The organism is Massilia sp. H6, assembly GCF_024802625.1.
GTDB lineage: Bacteria > Pseudomonadota > Gammaproteobacteria > Burkholderiales > Burkholderiaceae_D > Telluria.
Genome location: NZ_CP103371.1, coordinates 909,869 through 929,666, shown reverse-complemented (window position 1 = coordinate 929,666; position 19,798 = coordinate 909,869). Strand labels below are relative to the sequence as shown.

Here is a 19,798-nt window from a genome sequence, read left to right as displayed (position 1 = left end):
TAGTTGATTACGTTAACGTTTTTCAGTCCCCACATCAGCATTTACTGCCGAGTGTCCCGAAGCGGAGGCGAACTATAACAAAGCTTGGCAGCCGCGCGCAAGGACTTTTAAACACACGTATTAAATCTCCCGGACGACCTCCCGCCGCCACTGCCGTTATCATGGCAATCTATTCACACTCTCCACTAACCAATGTCCCTCCCTCGCCCCCATGTCCCGTTCGTCGCTGGCCTGCTCGTCAGCTTCGCCTGCCCTGCCTTTGCCCAATCCCCTGCCGCCCCGCAATCGGTGGTCGTGGTCACCGGTTCCCGTACTGAGCAGGAGAGCTTCGACCTTCCGGCGGCCGTCAGTGTCGTGGATGCGCAGCGCATCGGCGCCGGCCAGCCGCGGGTAAACCTGTCTGAGTCCCTGGTCACGGTTCCGGGGATCGTCGTCCAGAATCGCCAGAACTATGCGCAGGATTTGCAGGTGTCCTCGCGCGGCTTCGGCGCGCGCTCGTCCTTTGGCGTGCGCGGTGTTCGTCTCATTGCGGACGGCATACCGGCGACCATGCCCGATGGGCAAGGCCAGGCCGCCACGTTCAATCTCGACATGGCCGAGCGCATCGAAGTACTTCGCGGTCCGTTCTCGGCCTTGTATGGCAACCATTCCGGCGGCGTGATCCAGCTGTTCACGCGCGATGGCGAAGGCGCGCCCGCGGTCGAAATGTCGACTACCGCCGGCAGCGACGGCCTGCGCAAGACCGACGTCAATGCGCAAGGCAAGGCCGGCGCGGTCGGCTACGTGATCGATGCGTCGCGTTTCGAGACCGATGGCTACCGCGACCATAGTGCGGCGACGCGCGACCAGGGCTATGCCAAGCTGACGATGGCAACTAACCGTGACGGCAAGCTGACGATCGTGGCCAATTCGCTTGATCAAGACGATACCCAGGATCCACTTGGCGCGACCTGGCAGACCTTCAAGCGCGATCCGCGCGCGGGCGAGATCGACACCACCGACACGCAAACGCCGCAGCGCACCTTCGCGGAGCGCTATAACACCCGCAAGAGCATCGACCACCGGCAGCTTGGGCTGAACTGGCAACAGCGCTTCGGCCCGCACCGCCTGCAAGTGACTGCCTATGGTGGCAACCGCCGCGTGATCCAGTTCCAGTCGTTCTCGCGCGGCTTTCAGCAACAGCCGACCCATTCGGGCGGCGTGATCGATTTCGACCGTGATTTTCGCGGTGTCGACGTCAACTGGCAGGACGTACGGACTCTGGGATCGGGGATGCTGCGCACGACCTTTGGTCTCGAATATGCCGATTCTGAAGATGCCCGCCAGGGCTTCGAGAACTTCGACAGTACTGGGCCCGGCGTCAAGGGAAGGTTGCGCCGCGACGAAAACAATCGCCTGACCAGCATGGATCCGTATGTCCAGACCCAGTGGGAATCCGGTGCCTGGGTACTGACCGGCGGATTACGCCATACGCGTTTGAAGATTGGCGTCAATGATCGCTTCGTAGCCAACGGCGACGACAGCGGGGGCACCTCGTTCGACGGCACCGCGCCAGTGATCGGCGTGCTGCGCAAGATCTCGCCTTCGCTCAACGTATACGCGAGCGCGGCGCGCGGCTTCGAAACGCCAACGCTCAACGAACTGTTCTACTCGGCCAGCGGCGCGGGTTTCAATTTCGGTCTCTCGCCCAGTCGCAGCGTGCACCTGGAGGTCGGTGCCAAGTCGATGTTCGGCGCGCAGACCAGGGCCGACATCGCCCTTTTCCAGGCCAGCACCCGCGATGAACTCGTGGTCGCGGTATCCAACGGCGGACGCACGAGCTACCGGAATGCTGCCCGCACGCTGCGCCAGGGTATGGAGCTGTCGGTTGCGTCGACCTTCGGCGCCGGCTGGAACGTGCAGGTGGCGGCGAACCTGCTGCGCGCCATCTACGACGACGGATTCGGCACGATCCCTCGAGGTAACCGCTTGCCGGGCGTACCACGTGCCAGCGTATTTTCCGAGCTGGGATGGGCCACTCGCGACGGCAACATCAATGCCGCCCTTGAGGCTCAGGCCAGCAGCAAGGTGCATCCGGACGATGCCAATGCGGCGGTGCCGGCGCCAGGTTATGGCGTCTTGAACGCGCGACTGCAGGCACGCCAGCAGGCCGGCCGCTGGCATTTCAAGGAGTACCTGCGCCTGAACAATCTGCTCGACCGCGACATCGTCGGCTCGGTGATTGTCGCCGAGGCGAACCGCCGCTATTACGAAGCGGCGCCTGGCCGCAACTGGATGCTTGGGTTCAGCGCGCGGTACCAGTTTCAGTAATGGGCGCTGGCGCCGGTGCCGGCGACACTGCCGGCGCCGGTAGCACAGCTAACGGATACAGCTGCGTCAGCACGGCATCGGCAGCCGGCGCGGTGGCAGCCTGCGCGATCGCGATGGCGGCCTCCTGGTCTGGCGCCTCGCGCAGTGCGCGCCAGAGGGCCGGCAGATCGGGCACATGCTCACCCACGGCGCGCTCGACTTCGGCCTGCCAGAACGGGGGGGCCTCGCTCTCGACATAGTTGCCGCGGCCGCGCCCGAAATGGGCCACTGCCAGATAACGCAGCAAACCACCAATGAGCAGCGTCTCCAGAAACGCATCGGCGAACTGCACGCTGTGCTCATTGCGGTCGGTCCCGACATTGAACCCCCAGGCCGCGCCCGCCATCGTCAAGGCGCCGACAACGGCGCCGATCAGCGCGCCGCCGCCCAGCGTCAGGCCACCTGCCATCAGGTCGGCCGACAAGCCGGTGGCCGCGCCCGAAACCACGGCGCCGAGCAAGCCAGCCTGGGTCTTGTCAACCGGTGCGCGCACCGCGAAATTTTCACGTACCCGCGCATTGATGGCGGCCGCCTCGCCCGGGTCGAGCCGATGCAACGCGAGCATACGGGCCGTGGTGGTGCCGATTTCGTTGTTCAGACGCTGGACCAATGCTGCCATTGCCAGCTCCTGCCGCTTCTTGTCGTCCTTGCCCAAACCGACTGCCTTCAGCGCTGATCGTACCAGCCCGGTTCCCTCGGCTGCGATCTCCTGGCGATCGCGCGTGGCGACGGCCAGTAATTCGGCCACTAACCGCAGCGCGTTGCGATAGCGGCGCTGGTTGGCGGCTTCCCACGCAGCGAGCACGCGGGCGTAGCCGGCATGCTTGCCCGGTTCGATCAGCTTGCCGACCGCTTCGTAGAACACATGCTCGTGGACCCAGCAACGCGCGAAGGCATCGAGCGGCAGCACGTCTTTCACGATCGGGAACTGGGCAAGATGCTGCTTCCAGCGCCCCTGTTCGGACGATTCCTCGGTGCCAGCGCGCGGTGGTCCCATCTGATTGAGCAGCACGGCGACCGGCTTGCCGAGCCATTCGAGAATCTTCATCTCGGATGGCAGGTAGCCGGCGTCCTGCGGTGACTCCGACGAATTGACCAGGTAGAGCACGACGTCAGCTTCTTCCTTCGCTGCGCGCAGGGCTTGTTGACTGAGCCAGAATGCACGGTCGCGGTAACGGTCGAATACCTCGCGCAGGAACCAGCCGATCGGATTACCCGACATCGACAGTCGCTTGAGCAGTCGGACCGAATCACCGAAGCCCGGTGTATCCCACAGCACCAGGGTATCGCCCGCTTCGCTGGTCTGCAGCAGGTGGGCCTCGGCGAACTGGGTCACGTGCGCGGCGTCGCGCACTTCGCCCACATCGGTGCCGACCAGGGTGCGAGCCAGCGTGGTCTTGCCGTTATTGGTATGCGAGACCAGCGCAAACTGTATCTTGACTGGAGCCTCGATCATCGCAACTCCGCCAGAGCAAGTCCGGCGCCCAGTTCGACCGGGTATTTATCCGGCTGAACCAGGTTCACGAAGGTGGCCGACGTACCATGAAAACTGCAGAACTGGCGCCACAGCGCAACCCGTTCGGCCAGGCGGGTCGCGTCTTCGGGCTGCGCGCCGGTACGCTCGACAAAGGCCGACTCGTCGACCAGCACCGCGACGCCGCGCTTTACCCTCTTTGCCAGGTAATCGAGGATGGCGCCATGGTTTTCTTTTTCTGGTGTTGCCGCAAGACTGAACAATACTGCGGTCACGGTGACGGCAGGATCATCCAGCGCCGCTTCATGCAGCGCTTCGCCAGCATCGATGCCATAGCTGATTGTCGGACGCAGCTGGACGCGGGCCTGGGCCCCGAGCGCGGCGGCGGCGATGCTCCACAAGCCGCGGTCGCGCGCTTCGTCAAGGGTGTAACTGTAGGGGAAGACACGCAGGAGCGCGGGCGTACCGGCGCCAACGCCATCGGCAAGCTTACGAAAATATGGCTGGTCGAGGTCAATCGGGAAGTGGCGTGACAGGCGATGCGCGCGCCAGGCGGCGGCGCCGGCCAAAATCAGGCGTGGCAAGACAACCAGTAGCAGCAAGGTCGCGCCATACAGGTGGACCCAGCGTTCGCCGCTCGGTGCCGAGACGCCACGGCCGAAGCGTAGAAGCTCGATCTCGGCCAGCGAGAACCCTTGCAGGAAGTGAAACACGCTCATCGCCGGCATGAACAGCCAGGACAGCAAGGTGTGGACGTCACGGCTGTCGAGGAAGGTGCTCTCCCATCCCACCACGTATTGCGTCAACAGGCCGCGCGCGTATAGCGACGCAATGGCGCCAAGGGCGAAACAGGCGGCCGACAGGTGCACGGTGCGGCCAAGGCGCGCGCGCGCGAGCGGTTCGCTCAGCGACGCCCAATCCACCATGAATGCGGCCAATCCCGCCGATAGCGGTGCCGGCAACTTGCGTGGAACGACCGCCTTGCCAACACTGAGCCGCTTGAGCAGGTTCGGGCCCGCCCAACTACGGCGCTTGCCGGGAATCAGCGCCCATACCAGCATGCCCAGGAAAACCACCAGATTCCATGCGATGATCAACAGGAAGGGGGCAGACAGCAGGTCGACGCGGTGCGGGTCAGCGATCCGGTCAATGGCGGCGCCGCTCAAAAAGGCCAGGAAAGGCAGAGCCAGCCAGATCCCGGACAGGCCAGGCTTGCGCCGGGCGAAAGTAGCAAATGCAGGCGTACGCTCGCCGAGGCGTTTCAGGATCTGCTCGGAGCGTTGTTCCAGAAAGTGATGGGAGGTGACCGCAGTCTTGCTATCTGCGGCCTGCCAAGCGGCCAGTTCTTTCGCACTGCGGCTCGCGTACTTGCGGTCGTCGTCACTCAAGACCTCGTGATTCGTGTCCGCAGACTCGATGGCGCGCACCAGGACAACGTTGCGGGCAATCTCTTCGTTCATGCTTTTCCTGTCGTGGTTTAAATAGCAATGCCAAGAACTACATTGTGCCCGAGTTCCGAGCGCCAGGCAGTACCGCGTGTACGCCCCCCCCCCCTGGATGGCAACCTGCGCGCCGCAAGGGTGCCGGCACGCCCAAACGCAAAAAACCCCACAGAGATCACTCTGTGGGGTTTTGCTTATAACTAGCCTGACGATAACCTACTTTCACACTGGTTGCAGCACTATCATCGGCGCAAAGTCGTTTCACGGTCCTGTTCGGGATGGGAAGGGGTGGGACCGACTTGCTATGGTCATCAGGCTTTGACTTGTACGAGGTTTTTGCCAAGTGGCAAAAATCTCTGAATCTGGAAGAAGTAATTGTTGTATTGGGTAGCGAGTATCAACAAACGTGCGCTGTATTCTCGACTTATCTATATACCTACCAAGGTTATAGGGACAAGCCGTACGGGCAATTAGTACTGGTTAGCTTAATGCATTACTGCACTTCCACACCCAGCCTATCAACGTCCTGGTCTCGAACGACCCTTCAAGGAGCTCAAGGCTCCGGGAAATCTCATCTCAAGGCAAGTTTCCCGCTTAGATGCTTTCAGCGGTTATCTCTTCCGAACTTAGCTACCCGGCAATGCCACTGGCGTGACAACCGGTACACCAGAGGTTCGTCCACTCCGGTCCTCTCGTACTAGGAGCAGCCCCCTTCAAATTTCCAACGCCCACGGCAGATAGGGACCAAACTGTCTCACGACGTTTTAAACCCAGCTCACGTACCACTTTAAATGGCGAACAGCCATACCCTTGGGACCGGCTACAGCCCCAGGATGTGATGAGCCGACATCGAGGTGCCAAACTCCCCCGTCGATATGAACTCTTGGGAGGAATCAGCCTGTTATCCCCAGAGTACCTTTTATCCGTTGAGCGATGGCCCTTCCATACAGAACCACCGGATCACTATGTCCTACTTTCGTACCTGCTCGACTTGTCGGTCTCGCAGTTAAGCACGCTTATGCCATTGCACTATCATCACGATGTCCGACCGTAATTAGCGTACCTTCGAACTCCTCCGTTACGCTTTAGGAGGAGACCGCCCCAGTCAAACTGCCTACCATGCACTGTCCCCGATCCGGATAACGGACCAAGGTTAGAACCTCAAACAAACCAGGGTGGTATTTCAAGGATGGCTCCACGAACACTGGCGTGTCCGCTTCAAAGCCTCCCACCTATCCTACACAGATTGGTTCAAAGTCCAATGCAAAGCTACAGTAAAGGTTCATGGGGTCTTTCCGTCTAGCCGCGGGTAGATTGCATCATCACAAACATTTCAACTTCGCTGAGTCTCGGGAGGAGACAGTGTGGCCATCGTTACGCCATTCGTGCAGGTCGGAACTTACCCGACAAGGAATTTCGCTACCTTAGGACCGTTATAGTTACGGCCGCCGTTTACTGGGACTTCAATCAAGAGCTTGCACCCCATCATTTAATCTTCCAGCACCGGGCAGGCGTCACACCCTATACGTCCACTTTCGTGTTTGCAGAGTGCTGTGTTTTTATTAAACAGTCGCAGCCACCAGTTTATTGCAACCCGTTCATCCTTCCACAGTAAAGTGGTCAAACTACAAGGGCGTACCTTTTCCCGAAGTTACGGTACCAATTTGCCGAGTTCCTTCTCCCGAGTTCTCTCAAGCGCCTTAGAATACTCATCTCGCCCACCTGTGTCGGTTTGCGGTACGGTCTCGTATGACTGAAGCTTAGAGGCTTTTCTTGGAACCACTTCCGATTGCTTCAGAACCTAAGTTCCTCGTCTCAACCCCTTGAATTCCGCGCCCGGATTTGCCTAAGCGCCTTCTATGAGTCAAAAACTAGCTATTCCAACAGCTAGACAACCTTCCGCGATCCGTCCCCCCATCGCATCATACGACGGTGCAGGAATATTAACCTGCTTCCCATCAGCTACGCATCTCTGCCTCGCCTTAGGGGCCGACTCACCCTGCTCCGATGAACGTTGAACAGGAAACCTTGGGCTTACGGCGTGGAGGCTTTTCACCCCCATTATCGCTACTCATGTCAGCATTCGCACTTCTGATACCTCCAGCAAGGTTCACACCTCACCTTCGCAGGCTTACAGAACGCTCTCCTACCATATCCAATAAAGGATATCCGCAGCTTCGGTGACTGGCTTAGCCCCGTTACATCTTCCGCGCAGGACGACTCGATCAGTGAGCTATTACGCTTTCTTTAAATGATGGCTGCTTCTAAGCCAACATCCTGACTGTTTTAGCCTTCCCACTTCGTTTTCCACTTAGCCAATCTTTGGGACCTTAGCTGGCGGTCTGGGTTGTTTCCCTCTTGACGCCGGACGTTAGCACCCGACGTCTGTCTCCCAAGCTCGCACTCATCGGTATTCGGAGTTTGCAATGGTTTGGTAACTCGCAATGAGCCCCTAGCCATAACAGTGCTCTACCCCCGATGGTGATACTTGAGGCACTACCTAAATAGTTTTCGGAGAGAACCAGCTATTTCCAAGTTTGTTTAGCCTTTCACCCCTACCCACAGCTCATCCCCTAATTTTTCAACATTAGTGGGTTCGGACCTCCAGGGCGTGTTACCGCACCTTCATCCTGGCCATGGGTAGATCACTTGGTTTCGGGTCTACACCCAGCGACTGTCGCCCTGTTCGGACTCGATTTCTCTACGGCTCCCCTATTCGGTTAACCTCGCCACTGAATGTAAGTCGCTGACCCATTATACAAAAGGTACGCAGTCACGGAACAAGTCCGCTCCTACTGTTTGTATGCACACGGTTTCAGGATCTATTTCACTCCCCTCCCGGGGTTCTTTTCGCCTTTCCCTCACGGTACTGGTTCACTATCGGTCGATTACGAGTATTTAGCCTTGGAGGATGGTCCCCCCATGTTCAGACAGGATTTCTCGTGTCCCGCCCTACTTGTCGTACGCTTAGTATCACCGTTTGAATTTCGTGTAAGGGGCTATCACCCTCTATGGCCAACATTTCCAGGTTGTTCCACTATCCAATCGACTATCACGTACAGGCTCATCCCATTTCGCTCGCCACTACTTTGGGAATCTCGGTTGATTTCTTTTCCTGCAGCTACTTAGATGTTTCAGTTCGCCGCGTTCGCTTTGCATACCTATGTATTCAGTATGCAATGACCATAAAGGCCGGGTTTCCCCATTCGGAAATCTGCGGATCAATGCGTGTTTGCTCGCTCCCCGCAGCTTATCGCAAGCTACTACGTCCTTCATCGCCTGTAATCGCCAAGGCATCCACCATGTGCACTTATTCGCTTGTCCCTATAACGTTGGCCCCTGCTGACACAGGGATCGTTATAGAAAATCAAGAGTACAGCTTGTTGCATGTTTGTTGATACTGTATTGCTACCCTAAGCATGTGCTGTCGCACACGCTTAAAAAACTTTTACTTCTTCCAGATTGTTAAAGAACGAAAAAACAGTGATCTCGAAAAGACCAAACCTAAGCAGCTGTGCTTACGTTTGAACTTTTTGGTGGAGGATGACGGGATCGAACCGACGACCCCCTGCTTGCAAAGCAGGTGCTCTCCCAGCTGAGCTAATCCCCCAAATACATCACAAAAAAGTACAAACCTACTTTTTTGTGGATCCAGGTAAAAATCCCTGGCAAAGCCAGATGATTTTTACAGGCAACCACGTTGATGGTAGGGCTGGTTGGACTCGAACCAACGACCCCCGCGTTATCAACACGGTGCTCTAACCAGCTGAGCTACAGCCCCGACACTGTTGTTCTTGTTCTACAGTCGATAAGAGTGGACGCTCAATGAATGGGTTCTAACCCGGTGCTACTCTAGAAAGGAGGTGATCCAGCCGCACCTTCCGATACGGCTACCTTGTTACGACTTCACCCCAGTCACGAATCCTACCGTGGTAAGCGCCCTCCTTGCGGTTAAGCTACCTACTTCTGGTAAAACCCGCTCCCATGGTGTGACGGGCGGTGTGTACAAGACCCGGGAACGTATTCACCGCGACATGCTGATCCGCGATTACTAGCGATTCCAACTTCATGTAGTCGAGTTGCAGACTACAATCCGGACTACGATACACTTTCTGGGATTAGCTCCCCCTCGCGGGTTGGCGGCCCTCTGTATGTACCATTGTATGACGTGTGAAGCCCTACCCATAAGGGCCATGAGGACTTGACGTCATCCCCACCTTCCTCCGGTTTGTCACCGGCAGTCTCATTAGAGTGCTCAACTAAATGTAGCAACTAATGACAAGGGTTGCGCTCGTTGCGGGACTTAACCCAACATCTCACGACACGAGCTGACGACAGCCATGCAGCACCTGTGTATCGGCTCTCTTTCGAGCACACCCAAATCTCTTCGGGCTTCCGACCATGTCAAGGGTAGGTAAGGTTTTTCGCGTTGCATCGAATTAATCCACATCATCCACCGCTTGTGCGGGTCCCCGTCAATTCCTTTGAGTTTTAATCTTGCGACCGTACTCCCCAGGCGGTCTACTTCACGCGTTAGCTGCGTTACCAAGTTAATTAAAACCCGACAACTAGTAGACATCGTTTAGGGCGTGGACTACCAGGGTATCTAATCCTGTTTGCTCCCCACGCTTTCGTGCATGAGCGTCAATCTTGACCCAGGGGGCTGCCTTCGCCATCGGTGTTCCTCCACATCTCTACGCATTTCACTGCTACACGTGGAATTCTACCCCCCTCTGCCAGATTCAAGCCTTGCAGTCTCCATCGCAATTCCCAGGTTGAGCCCGGGGCTTTCACGACAGACTTACAAAACCGCCTGCGCACGCTTTACGCCCAGTAATTCCGATTAACGCTTGCACCCTACGTATTACCGCGGCTGCTGGCACGTAGTTAGCCGGTGCTTATTCTTCAGGTACCGTCATTAGCCAAGGGTATTATCCTCAGCCGTTTCTTCCCTGACAAAAGAGCTTTACAACCCGAAGGCCTTCTTCACTCACGCGGCATTGCTGGATCAGGCTTGCGCCCATTGTCCAAAATTCCCCACTGCTGCCTCCCGTAGGAGTCTGGACCGTGTCTCAGTTCCAGTGTGGCTGGTCGTCCTCTCAGACCAGCTACTGATCGTAGCCTTGGTAGGCCTTTACCCTACCAACTAGCTAATCAGATATCGGCCGCTCCAGGAGCACAAGGCCCGAAGGTCCCCTGCTTTCATCCTTAGATCGTATGCGGTATTAGCGTAACTTTCGCTACGTTATCCCCCACTCTTGGGTACGTTCCGATATATTACTCACCCGTTCGCCACTCGCCGCCAGGTTGCCCCGCGCTGCCGTTCGACTTGCATGTGTAAAGCATGCCGCCAGCGTTCAATCTGAGCCAGGATCAAACTCTTCAGTTTAATCTCTGTTTAATAGACATTTCTGTCTCCGTCCTTGCAGACGGGTCGCTCACTCAAAATACTGACCGCCATCTCATTGCTGAGACAACGCTATTTCTTTTTTGTGAACATTTGATAATTTAAGTAATCAAGAACCGAAGTCCTTGGCACCTTCATCAAACGCCCACACTTATCGACTGTAAATTTTTAAAGAACTGTATTCGGTACTGCCTTGCCGCATTTGACGAAGCGTTGTGTTCGTCAGCAGCAGAGAAGCGAGAGTATGCAGTGTTTCGCGTTTCTCGTCAACCCCTTCGTTTCCTTCGCTATCGCTGCCGTGAAGCTGCGTGTGCGTCGGAGGAGCAGAACTATAGCAAATACTCACCGCCATCGCAAGCACTAAAATCTGCCTCAAGTGGATGCCGCTCATCTTCATAGTGAAAATAGATTGGATAATAAGGAACAATCTACCTCATCTATGAGCTGCCGCGAGTTCTGATCTCTCATGTTGATGAGAGAACTTTATGGCAGTCGTAGCGAAGAAACCAAGTCAGGTGGCACTGCATATGGCGATTGCCTCGCCTGGAGCGCCATGTCGGAGCGCCGGGCATTCGCCGTGTCTCCGATGATACGCAGCGTGTCGTTTTCGGAACGAGCCACGGCCACCAGGATACCGTCAAGCTACCAGCGCGCTGACGCGGGCCGACGCCCAAACGCAAAAAACCCCACAGAGATCACTCTGTGGGGTTTTGCTTATAACTAGCCTGACGATAACCTACTTTCACACTGGTTGCAGCACTATCATCGGCGCAAAGTCGTTTCACGGTCCTGTTCGGGATGGGAAGGGGTGGGACCGACTTGCTATGGTCATCAGGCTTTGACTTGTACGAGGTTTTTGCCAAGTGGCAAAAATCTCTGAATCTGGAAGAAGTAATTGTTGTATTGGGTAGCGAGTATCAACAAACGTGCGCTGTATTCTCGACTTATCTATATACCTACCAAGGTTATAGGGACAAGCCGTACGGGCAATTAGTACTGGTTAGCTTAATGCATTACTGCACTTCCACACCCAGCCTATCAACGTCCTGGTCTCGAACGACCCTTCAAGGAGCTCAAGGCTCCGGGAAATCTCATCTCAAGGCAAGTTTCCCGCTTAGATGCTTTCAGCGGTTATCTCTTCCGAACTTAGCTACCCGGCAATGCCACTGGCGTGACAACCGGTACACCAGAGGTTCGTCCACTCCGGTCCTCTCGTACTAGGAGCAGCCCCCTTCAAATTTCCAACGCCCACGGCAGATAGGGACCAAACTGTCTCACGACGTTTTAAACCCAGCTCACGTACCACTTTAAATGGCGAACAGCCATACCCTTGGGACCGGCTACAGCCCCAGGATGTGATGAGCCGACATCGAGGTGCCAAACTCCCCCGTCGATATGAACTCTTGGGAGGAATCAGCCTGTTATCCCCAGAGTACCTTTTATCCGTTGAGCGATGGCCCTTCCATACAGAACCACCGGATCACTATGTCCTACTTTCGTACCTGCTCGACTTGTCGGTCTCGCAGTTAAGCACGCTTATGCCATTGCACTATCATCACGATGTCCGACCGTAATTAGCGTACCTTCGAACTCCTCCGTTACGCTTTAGGAGGAGACCGCCCCAGTCAAACTGCCTACCATGCACTGTCCCCGATCCGGATAACGGACCAAGGTTAGAACCTCAAACAAACCAGGGTGGTATTTCAAGGATGGCTCCACGAACACTGGCGTGTCCGCTTCAAAGCCTCCCACCTATCCTACACAGATTGGTTCAAAGTCCAATGCAAAGCTACAGTAAAGGTTCATGGGGTCTTTCCGTCTAGCCGCGGGTAGATTGCATCATCACAAACATTTCAACTTCGCTGAGTCTCGGGAGGAGACAGTGTGGCCATCGTTACGCCATTCGTGCAGGTCGGAACTTACCCGACAAGGAATTTCGCTACCTTAGGACCGTTATAGTTACGGCCGCCGTTTACTGGGACTTCAATCAAGAGCTTGCACCCCATCATTTAATCTTCCAGCACCGGGCAGGCGTCACACCCTATACGTCCACTTTCGTGTTTGCAGAGTGCTGTGTTTTTATTAAACAGTCGCAGCCACCAGTTTATTGCAACCCGTTCATCCTTCCACAGTAAAGTGGTCAAACTACAAGGGCGTACCTTTTCCCGAAGTTACGGTACCAATTTGCCGAGTTCCTTCTCCCGAGTTCTCTCAAGCGCCTTAGAATACTCATCTCGCCCACCTGTGTCGGTTTGCGGTACGGTCTCGTATGACTGAAGCTTAGAGGCTTTTCTTGGAACCACTTCCGATTGCTTCAGAACCTAAGTTCCTCGTCTCGACCCCTTGAATTCCGCGCCCGGATTTGCCTAAGCGCCTTCTATGAGTCAAAAACTAGCTATTCCAACAGCTAGACAACCTTCCGCGATCCGTCCCCCCATCGCATCATACGACGGTGCAGGAATATTAACCTGCTTCCCATCAGCTACGCATCTCTGCCTCGCCTTAGGGGCCGACTCACCCTGCTCCGATGAACGTTGAACAGGAAACCTTGGGCTTACGGCGTGGAGGCTTTTCACCCCCATTATCGCTACTCATGTCAGCATTCGCACTTCTGATACCTCCAGCAAGGTTCACACCTCACCTTCGCAGGCTTACAGAACGCTCTCCTACCATATGGATCGAAGTATAAATACTAAGAAACATATCCGCAGCTTCGGTGACTGGCTTAGCCCCGTTACATCTTCCGCGCAGGACGACTCGATCAGTGAGCTATTACGCTTTCTTTAAATGATGGCTGCTTCTAAGCCAACATCCTGACTGTTTTAGCCTTCCCACTTCGTTTTCCACTTAGCCAATCTTTGGGACCTTAGCTGGCGGTCTGGGTTGTTTCCCTCTTGACGCCGGACGTTAGCACCCGACGTCTGTCTCCCAAGCTCGCACTCATCGGTATTCGGAGTTTGCAATGGTTTGGTAACTCGCAATGAGCCCCTAGCCATAACAGTGCTCTACCCCCGATGGTGATACTTGAGGCACTACCTAAATAGTTTTCGGAGAGAACCAGCTATTTCCAAGTTTGTTTAGCCTTTCACCCCTACCCACAGCTCATCCCCTAATTTTTCAACATTAGTGGGTTCGGACCTCCAGGGCGTGTTACCGCACCTTCATCCTGGCCATGGGTAGATCACTTGGTTTCGGGTCTACACCCAGCGACTGTCGCCCTGTTCGGACTCGATTTCTCTACGGCTCCCCTATTCGGTTAACCTCGCCACTGAATGTAAGTCGCTGACCCATTATACAAAAGGTACGCAGTCACGGAACAAGTCCGCTCCTACTGTTTGTATGCACACGGTTTCAGGATCTATTTCACTCCCCTCCCGGGGTTCTTTTCGCCTTTCCCTCACGGTACTGGTTCACTATCGGTCGATTACGAGTATTTAGCCTTGGAGGATGGTCCCCCCATGTTCAGACAGGATTTCTCGTGTCCCGCCCTACTTGTCGTACGCTTAGTATCACCGTTTGAATTTCGTGTAAGGGGCTATCACCCTCTATGGCCAACATTTCCAGGTTGTTCCACTATCCAATCGACTATCACGTACAGGCTCATCCCATTTCGCTCGCCACTACTTTGGGAATCTCGGTTGATTTCTTTTCCTGCAGCTACTTAGATGTTTCAGTTCGCCGCGTTCGCTTTGCATACCTATGTATTCAGTATGCAATGACCATAAAGGCCGGGTTTCCCCATTCGGAAATCTGCGGATCAATGCGTGTTTGCTCGCTCCCCGCAGCTTATCGCAAGCTACTACGTCCTTCATCGCCTGTAATCGCCAAGGCATCCACCATGTGCACTTATTCGCTTGTCCCTATAACGTTGGCCCCTGCTTATCACTAACCAGGGATCGTTATGGAAAATCAAGAGTACAACTTGTTGCATGTTTGTTGATACTGTATTGCTACCCTAAGCATGTGCTGTCGCACACGCTTAAAAAACTTTTACTTCTTCCAGATTGTTAAAGAACGAAAAAACAGTGATCTCGAAAAGACCAAACCTAAGCAGCTGTGCTTACGTTTGAACTTTTTGGTGGAGGATGACGGGATCGAACCGACGACCCCCTGCTTGCAAAGCAGGTGCTCTCCCAGCTGAGCTAATCCCCCAAATACATCACAAAAAAGTACAAACCTACTTTTTTGTGGATCCAGGTAAAAATCCCTGGCAAAGCCAGATGATTTTTACAGGCAACCACGTTGATGGTAGGGCTGGTTGGACTCGAACCAACGACCCCCGCGTTATCAACACGGTGCTCTAACCAGCTGAGCTACAGCCCCGACACTGTTGTTCTTGTTCTACAGTCGATAAGAGTGGACGCTCAATGAATGGGTTCTATCCCGGTGCTACTCTAGAAAGGAGGTGATCCAGCCGCACCTTCCGATACGGCTACCTTGTTACGACTTCACCCCAGTCACGAATCCTACCGTGGTAAGCGCCCTCCTTGCGGTTAAGCTACCTACTTCTGGTAAAACCCGCTCCCATGGTGTGACGGGCGGTGTGTACAAGACCCGGGAACGTATTCACCGCGACATGCTGATCCGCGATTACTAGCGATTCCAACTTCATGTAGTCGAGTTGCAGACTACAATCCGGACTACGATACACTTTCTGGGATTAGCTCCCCCTCGCGGGTTGGCGGCCCTCTGTATGTACCATTGTATGACGTGTGAAGCCCTACCCATAAGGGCCATGAGGACTTGACGTCATCCCCACCTTCCTCCGGTTTGTCACCGGCAGTCTCATTAGAGTGCTCAACTAAATGTAGCAACTAATGACAAGGGTTGCGCTCGTTGCGGGACTTAACCCAACATCTCACGACACGAGCTGACGACAGCCATGCAGCACCTGTGTATCGGCTCTCTTTCGAGCACACCCAAATCTCTTCGGGCTTCCGACCATGTCAAGGGTAGGTAAGGTTTTTCGCGTTGCATCGAATTAATCCACATCATCCACCGCTTGTGCGGGTCCCCGTCAATTCCTTTGAGTTTTAATCTTGCGACCGTACTCCCCAGGCGGTCTACTTCACGCGTTAGCTGCGTTACCAAGTTAATTAAAACCCGACAACTAGTAGACATCGTTTAGGGCGTGGACTACCAGGGTATCTAATCCTGTTTGCTCCCCACGCTTTCGTGCATGAGCGTCAATCTTGACCCAGGGGGCTGCCTTCGCCATCGGTGTTCCTCCACATCTCTACGCATTTCACTGCTACACGTGGAATTCTACCCCCCTCTGCCAGATTCAAGCCTTGCAGTCTCCATCGCAATTCCCAGGTTGAGCCCGGGGCTTTCACGACAGACTTACAAAACCGCCTGCGCACGCTTTACGCCCAGTAATTCCGATTAACGCTTGCACCCTACGTATTACCGCGGCTGCTGGCACGTAGTTAGCCGGTGCTTATTCTTCAGGTACCGTCATTAGCCAAGGGTATTATCCTCAGCCGTTTCTTCCCTGACAAAAGAGCTTTACAACCCGAAGGCCTTCTTCACTCACGCGGCATTGCTGGATCAGGCTTGCGCCCATTGTCCAAAATTCCCCACTGCTGCCTCCCGTAGGAGTCTGGACCGTGTCTCAGTTCCAGTGTGGCTGGTCGTCCTCTCAGACCAGCTACTGATCGTAGCCTTGGTAGGCCTTTACCCTACCAACTAGCTAATCAGATATCGGCCGCTCCAGGAGCACAAGGCCCGAAGGTCCCCTGCTTTCATCCTTAGATCGTATGCGGTATTAGCGTAACTTTCGCTACGTTATCCCCCACTCTTGGGTACGTTCCGATATATTACTCACCCGTTCGCCACTCGCCGCCAGGTTGCCCCGCGCTGCCGTTCGACTTGCATGTGTAAAGCATGCCGCCAGCGTTCAATCTGAGCCAGGATCAAACTCTTCAGTTTAATCTCTGTTTAATAGACATTTCTGTCTCCGTCCTTGCAGACGGGTCGCTCACTCAAAATACTGACCGTCATCTCATTGCTGAGACAACGCTATTTCTTTTTTGTGAACATTTGATAATTTAAGTAATCAAGAACCGAAGTCCCTGGCACCTTCATCAAACGCCCACACTTATCGACTGTAAATTTTTAAAGAACTTTGTTCGGTACTGCCTTGCTGCATTTGACGAAGCGTTGTGTTCGTCAGCAGCAGAGGAAAGAGAGTATGCAGTGTTTCGCGTTTCTCGTCAACCCCTTCGTTCGCTTCGTTGCAGATTTCCCTGCGGACTTTGTTATCGTAACTAGTTGATTACGTTAACGTTTTTCAGTCCCCACATCAGCATTTACTGCCGAGTGTCCCGAAGCGGAGGCGAACTATAGCAACCAGAGCGGCGATACGCAAGGCATTTCGCATGTTGTTTTTTCGCCGCCAGGCTGAATGTCAGCTTAGAGTCCGTCGAAATTCGGCTTGCGCTTTTCAAGAAAGGCCGACATGCCCTCTTTTTGTGCCGGGGTGCCGAAACCTGCGTGGAAGTAACGACGCTCATAGCGCACGCCTTCGGCCAACGGCATCTGGTAAGCCTGGTTAACGCAATCCTTGATCTGCATAGCAACCGACACAGGCATGTCAGCAATGCTTTGGGCCACCTTCAGCGATTCTTCCATGACACTATCAGCCGGATACACGCGCGACACCAAGCCCGTGCGCTCGGCTTCGGCCGCATCGATCATGCGGGTAGTAAGCAGCATATCCATGGCCTTCGACTTTGAAATTGCCCGTGGCAGACGCTGGGTGCCGCCTGCGCCCGGGGTCACGCCAACCTTGATCTCTGGCTGACCGAACTTGGCATTGTCTGCCGCGATCAGGAAGTCGCACATCATGGCCAGTTCGCAGCCACCACCCAGGCAGTAGCCCGACACCACTCCGAGCACCGGTTTGCGGATATTGAGGATGTGCTCCCAATTGCGGCCGATATAGTTGCCTGGATACGTATCTGCCGTATAGGTGTAATTTGCCATCGCAGCGATATCGGCGCCTGCCGCGAATGCCTTCTCGCTGCCGGTCAGGACAATCACATTGATTGCCGGATCGGCGTCGAAGCTGCGCAATGCGTCGCCCAGCTCGTTCATCATGTTGTCGTTCAGCGCATTCATTGCTTTAGGGCGGTTCAGGCGGATCACGACAACCTTGCCGTGCTGTTCAATGAGCAGATCTGCGTATTCCATGTGGCATCCTCTTGTTAGTTAGATGGAGTGGAGTTTGGACGGCGATTGTAACGTCTCGGCCAGCGCCGAACACAAGCCGGCTAACTTGGGCGGCGCTTCTCAGTTGGCCGCAGCGCGCGGCAGCAGCACCCAGAGCGTCCCGCGCTGCTTCATTTTGCCTGCCTTGTCCATCGCATCCGGACCGAAGCCGTAGAAGAAGTCGGCCCGTACGGCACCACGAATCGCGCCGCCGGTATCTTGCGCCATCATCAGGCGCCGCATCGGCGACTCGCTGCCAGCCTCGGTCGTCGCCAGGAACAAGGGTGCGCCGAGGGGAAGGATGGTCGGGTCGATCGCCACCGACCGGCCAGGAGTGAGCGGCACGCCCAGCGCGCCTTTCGGGCCGAGCGATGGATCCGGCAGCTTTTCTTCCCGGAAGAAGATATAGCTGGGATTAACATTGAACAGCTCCTGGCGGCGGCCCGGATTGGCGGCGATCCAGGCACGAATGCCCTGGGCGGTCGATTGCTCGACGGTCAACTCGCCCTGCTCCACCAGCCAGCGGCCGATGGTTTTATACGGATGGCCATTCTGGTCGGCATAAGCCACGCGCACGGTGTCGCCCGAGTCTAGTTGCACCCGGCCCGAGCCCTGCACCTCAAGGAAGAATGCTTCGACCGGATCGCTCACCCACAACAGTTCCTTGCCTGCCAGCGGCGCGCGAGCAATCTCGGTGCGGGTGCTGTACGGCACCACGGTCTTGCCGGACAAGCGTCCGCGCAGGCGCATGTTCTTAAGTTGCGGATAGACGCTGCCCAGGTCCACGGTCAGCAGATCGGGCGGGACGCGGTAGAGCGGGGTCTGGTACACACCGCCGCGCTTGCGCGAGCCATACAGCATGGCCTCGTAGTATCCGGTAATTAAGCCGGTGTCCGCACCGTCGGGGCTGCGCACCAGGTTCGGCACGAAATTCGCCTCGAAGAAGCGGCGTACCGCAGCGGCATCGGCGGCGTCGACGCGCCGCGCCGCGGCGCACACCTCGCGCCAGTCGAGCTTCTTCCCGATCGCCCGGCAAGACTGCAAGAACGCCGGCCAGGCCTGGCGCAGGTCGTCTTGCTGCCAGCCCGGCAGCGCGCTAAAGACCGTTGGTGTCATCAAGGGCGCCGGGGGCTGTGGCTGCTCGGGCACATACACCGGCCCCACCGGCGCCGGCATGCGCACGGGCGCGGCCGGATCCAGCGCTTGCGGCGGCTGCGCACCAGGCTGCGGCGGCTCGGTCGAGCAGGCCGCCAAAAAGGCGACGAGGACAAGCGAAGCGGTTACACTGCGGCGTATTGATGGCATGGGAATAACCGATATGTGGATCTTGATGGTGGAAGCCGGCGTTGCACTGTTCCTGCTCGTCTTTATCGTCTGGTGGACGATGTTCGCCGGACGCAAGGACGCTCCCCATGACGAGCCAACGCAGAAAGATCAGGACGCCGACAAACAGCCATGATCGTCGCCATCATGGCAGCCAGACTGCGCGGCCAAATTCAGTGCAGCGCATGCGGCAGCGACAGCACGAATTCGGGAACCTGAACTTCGAACCGGTGGCCATCTTCGGCGACGCAGAAATATTCGCCATACATCGAGCCCTGCGCGGTCGCCATCTGGGTGCCGCTGGTGTATTCGAACTCTTCGCCGGGCTTGAGCAGCGGCTGGTGGCCGACGACACCCAGGCCGCTGACTTCCTGCACGGTGTTATTGGCATCGGTGATCACCCAGTGGCGCGAAATGAGCTGGGCGGGAACGGTGCCGGTGTTCTTGATCGTGATGGTGTAGCTGAACACGAACTGGTCGCGGTCCGGTTTGGACTGTTCCGGCAGGTGCTGGGTCCTGACAGAGACAGCGAATTGGTAGGCGGACATGGTAGTTCCTTGCTTGATCGTCAATGCGAAAGTTAAAAACGCA

7 protein-coding genes, 4 tRNA genes and 6 rRNA genes are annotated in these 19,798 nt (G+C 55.9%); 2 read left to right on the top strand and 15 right to left on the bottom strand.

Features of this window, described 5'->3' with window-relative positions:
• Positions 1-192 precede the first annotated feature (192 nt).
• Entirely contained in the window at positions 193-2,310 is a 2,118-nt protein-coding gene (locus tag NRS07_RS04135; RefSeq protein WP_259211387.1) for a TonB-dependent receptor, read from the top strand.
• On the opposite strand, the gene NRS07_RS04130 is transcribed toward NRS07_RS04135, so the two are convergent.
• The 14 genes from NRS07_RS04130 to NRS07_RS04065 all read right to left on the bottom strand — a co-directional run bounded on the left by NRS07_RS04130 (position 2,285) and on the right by NRS07_RS04065 (position 19,189).
• Positions 2,285-3,805 carry a DUF3482 domain-containing protein gene (locus NRS07_RS04130; protein WP_259211386.1) on the bottom strand — a complete coding sequence of 507 codons (1,521 nt, stop codon included), beginning with the start codon at positions 3,803-3,805 and terminating at the stop codon, positions 2,285-2,287. The genes NRS07_RS04135 and NRS07_RS04130 overlap by 26 nt on opposite strands.
• Positions 3,802-5,283 (bottom strand): DUF2868 domain-containing protein, encoded by a 1,482-nt coding sequence (locus NRS07_RS04125; protein WP_259211385.1) that lies wholly within the window; start codon positions 5,281-5,283, stop codon positions 3,802-3,804. Before NRS07_RS04125 ends, NRS07_RS04130 begins: the two co-directional genes overlap by 4 nt.
• Positions 5,284-5,468: 185 nt before the next feature.
• A 5S ribosomal RNA gene (gene rrf / locus NRS07_RS04120) occupies positions 5,469-5,581 on the bottom strand.
• A 133-nt stretch (positions 5,582-5,714) separates the two neighbouring features.
• Positions 5,715-8,589: ribosomal RNA gene (locus NRS07_RS04115) — 23S ribosomal RNA — on the bottom strand.
• Positions 8,590-8,799: 210 nt separating this feature from the next.
• Positions 8,800-8,875, bottom strand: a tRNA-Ala gene (locus NRS07_RS04110).
• A 94-nt stretch (positions 8,876-8,969) separates the two neighbouring features.
• Positions 8,970-9,046 (bottom strand) — tRNA-Ile (locus NRS07_RS04105).
• Between the two features lie 75 nt (positions 9,047-9,121).
• Positions 9,122-10,654, bottom strand: a 16S ribosomal RNA gene (locus NRS07_RS04100).
• A 741-nt stretch (positions 10,655-11,395) separates the two neighbouring features.
• Positions 11,396-11,508 (bottom strand): 5S ribosomal RNA (gene rrf / locus NRS07_RS04095).
• Positions 11,509-11,641: 133 nt separating this feature from the next.
• Positions 11,642-14,532: ribosomal RNA gene (locus tag NRS07_RS04090) — 23S ribosomal RNA — on the bottom strand.
• 216 nt (positions 14,533-14,748) lie between these two features.
• Positions 14,749-14,824: transfer RNA gene (locus NRS07_RS04085), tRNA-Ala, on the bottom strand.
• A gap of 94 nt (positions 14,825-14,918) precedes the next feature.
• Positions 14,919-14,995 (bottom strand) — tRNA-Ile (locus NRS07_RS04080).
• A 75-nt stretch (positions 14,996-15,070) separates the two neighbouring features.
• Positions 15,071-16,603, bottom strand: a 16S ribosomal RNA gene (locus tag NRS07_RS04075).
• Together the 16S, 23S and 5S rRNA genes with 4 tRNA genes alongside form the textbook arrangement of a ribosomal RNA operon.
• A gap of 483 nt (positions 16,604-17,086) precedes the next feature.
• Complete coding sequence (locus tag NRS07_RS04070; protein ID WP_259211384.1) at positions 17,087-17,866, bottom strand: enoyl-CoA hydratase; 780 nt, start codon at positions 17,864-17,866, stop codon at positions 17,087-17,089.
• A 99-nt stretch (positions 17,867-17,965) separates the two neighbouring features.
• The gene (locus NRS07_RS04065) at positions 17,966-19,189 is read right to left on the bottom strand and encodes a murein transglycosylase A (RefSeq protein WP_259211383.1); all 1,224 of its coding nucleotides are present in this window, start codon (positions 19,187-19,189) and stop codon (positions 17,966-17,968) included.
• Between the two features lie 13 nt (positions 19,190-19,202).
• Between NRS07_RS04065 and NRS07_RS04060 the strand changes: the two genes are divergently transcribed.
• Complete coding sequence (locus NRS07_RS04060; protein ID WP_259211382.1) at positions 19,203-19,343, top strand: hypothetical protein; 141 nt, start codon at positions 19,203-19,205, stop codon at positions 19,341-19,343.
• A 37-nt stretch (positions 19,344-19,380) separates the two neighbouring features.
• On the opposite strand, the gene apaG is transcribed toward NRS07_RS04060, so the two are convergent.
• On the bottom strand, positions 19,381-19,755 hold the full coding sequence (gene apaG, locus NRS07_RS04055; protein ID WP_259211381.1) for a Co2+/Mg2+ efflux protein ApaG: 375 nt from the start codon (positions 19,753-19,755) through the stop codon (positions 19,381-19,383).
• Positions 19,756-19,798 lie beyond the last annotated feature (43 nt).

Excerpts from the sequence above, each read along its gene's own strand:
- NRS07_RS04060 (WP_259211382.1), top strand. The coding sequence starts at position 19,203 with ATGTGGATCTTGATGGTGGAAGCCGGCGTTGCACTGTTCCTGCTCGTC.
- NRS07_RS04135 (WP_259211387.1), top strand. The coding sequence starts at position 193 with ATGTCCCTCCCTCGCCCCCATGTCCCGTTCGTCGCTGGCCTGCTCGTC.
- apaG (WP_259211381.1), bottom strand. The coding sequence starts at position 19,755 with ATGTCCGCCTACCAATTCGCTGTCTCTGTCAGGACCCAGCACCTGCCG.
- NRS07_RS04125 (WP_259211385.1), bottom strand. The coding sequence starts at position 5,283 with ATGAACGAAGAGATTGCCCGCAACGTTGTCCTGGTGCGCGCCATCGAG.
- NRS07_RS04065 (WP_259211383.1), bottom strand. The coding sequence starts at position 19,189 with ATGCCATCAATACGCCGCAGTGTAACCGCTTCGCTTGTCCTCGTCGCC.
- NRS07_RS04070 (WP_259211384.1), bottom strand. The coding sequence starts at position 17,866 with ATGGAATACGCAGATCTGCTCATTGAACAGCACGGCAAGGTTGTCGTG.
- NRS07_RS04130 (WP_259211386.1), bottom strand. The coding sequence starts at position 3,805 with ATGATCGAGGCTCCAGTCAAGATACAGTTTGCGCTGGTCTCGCATACC.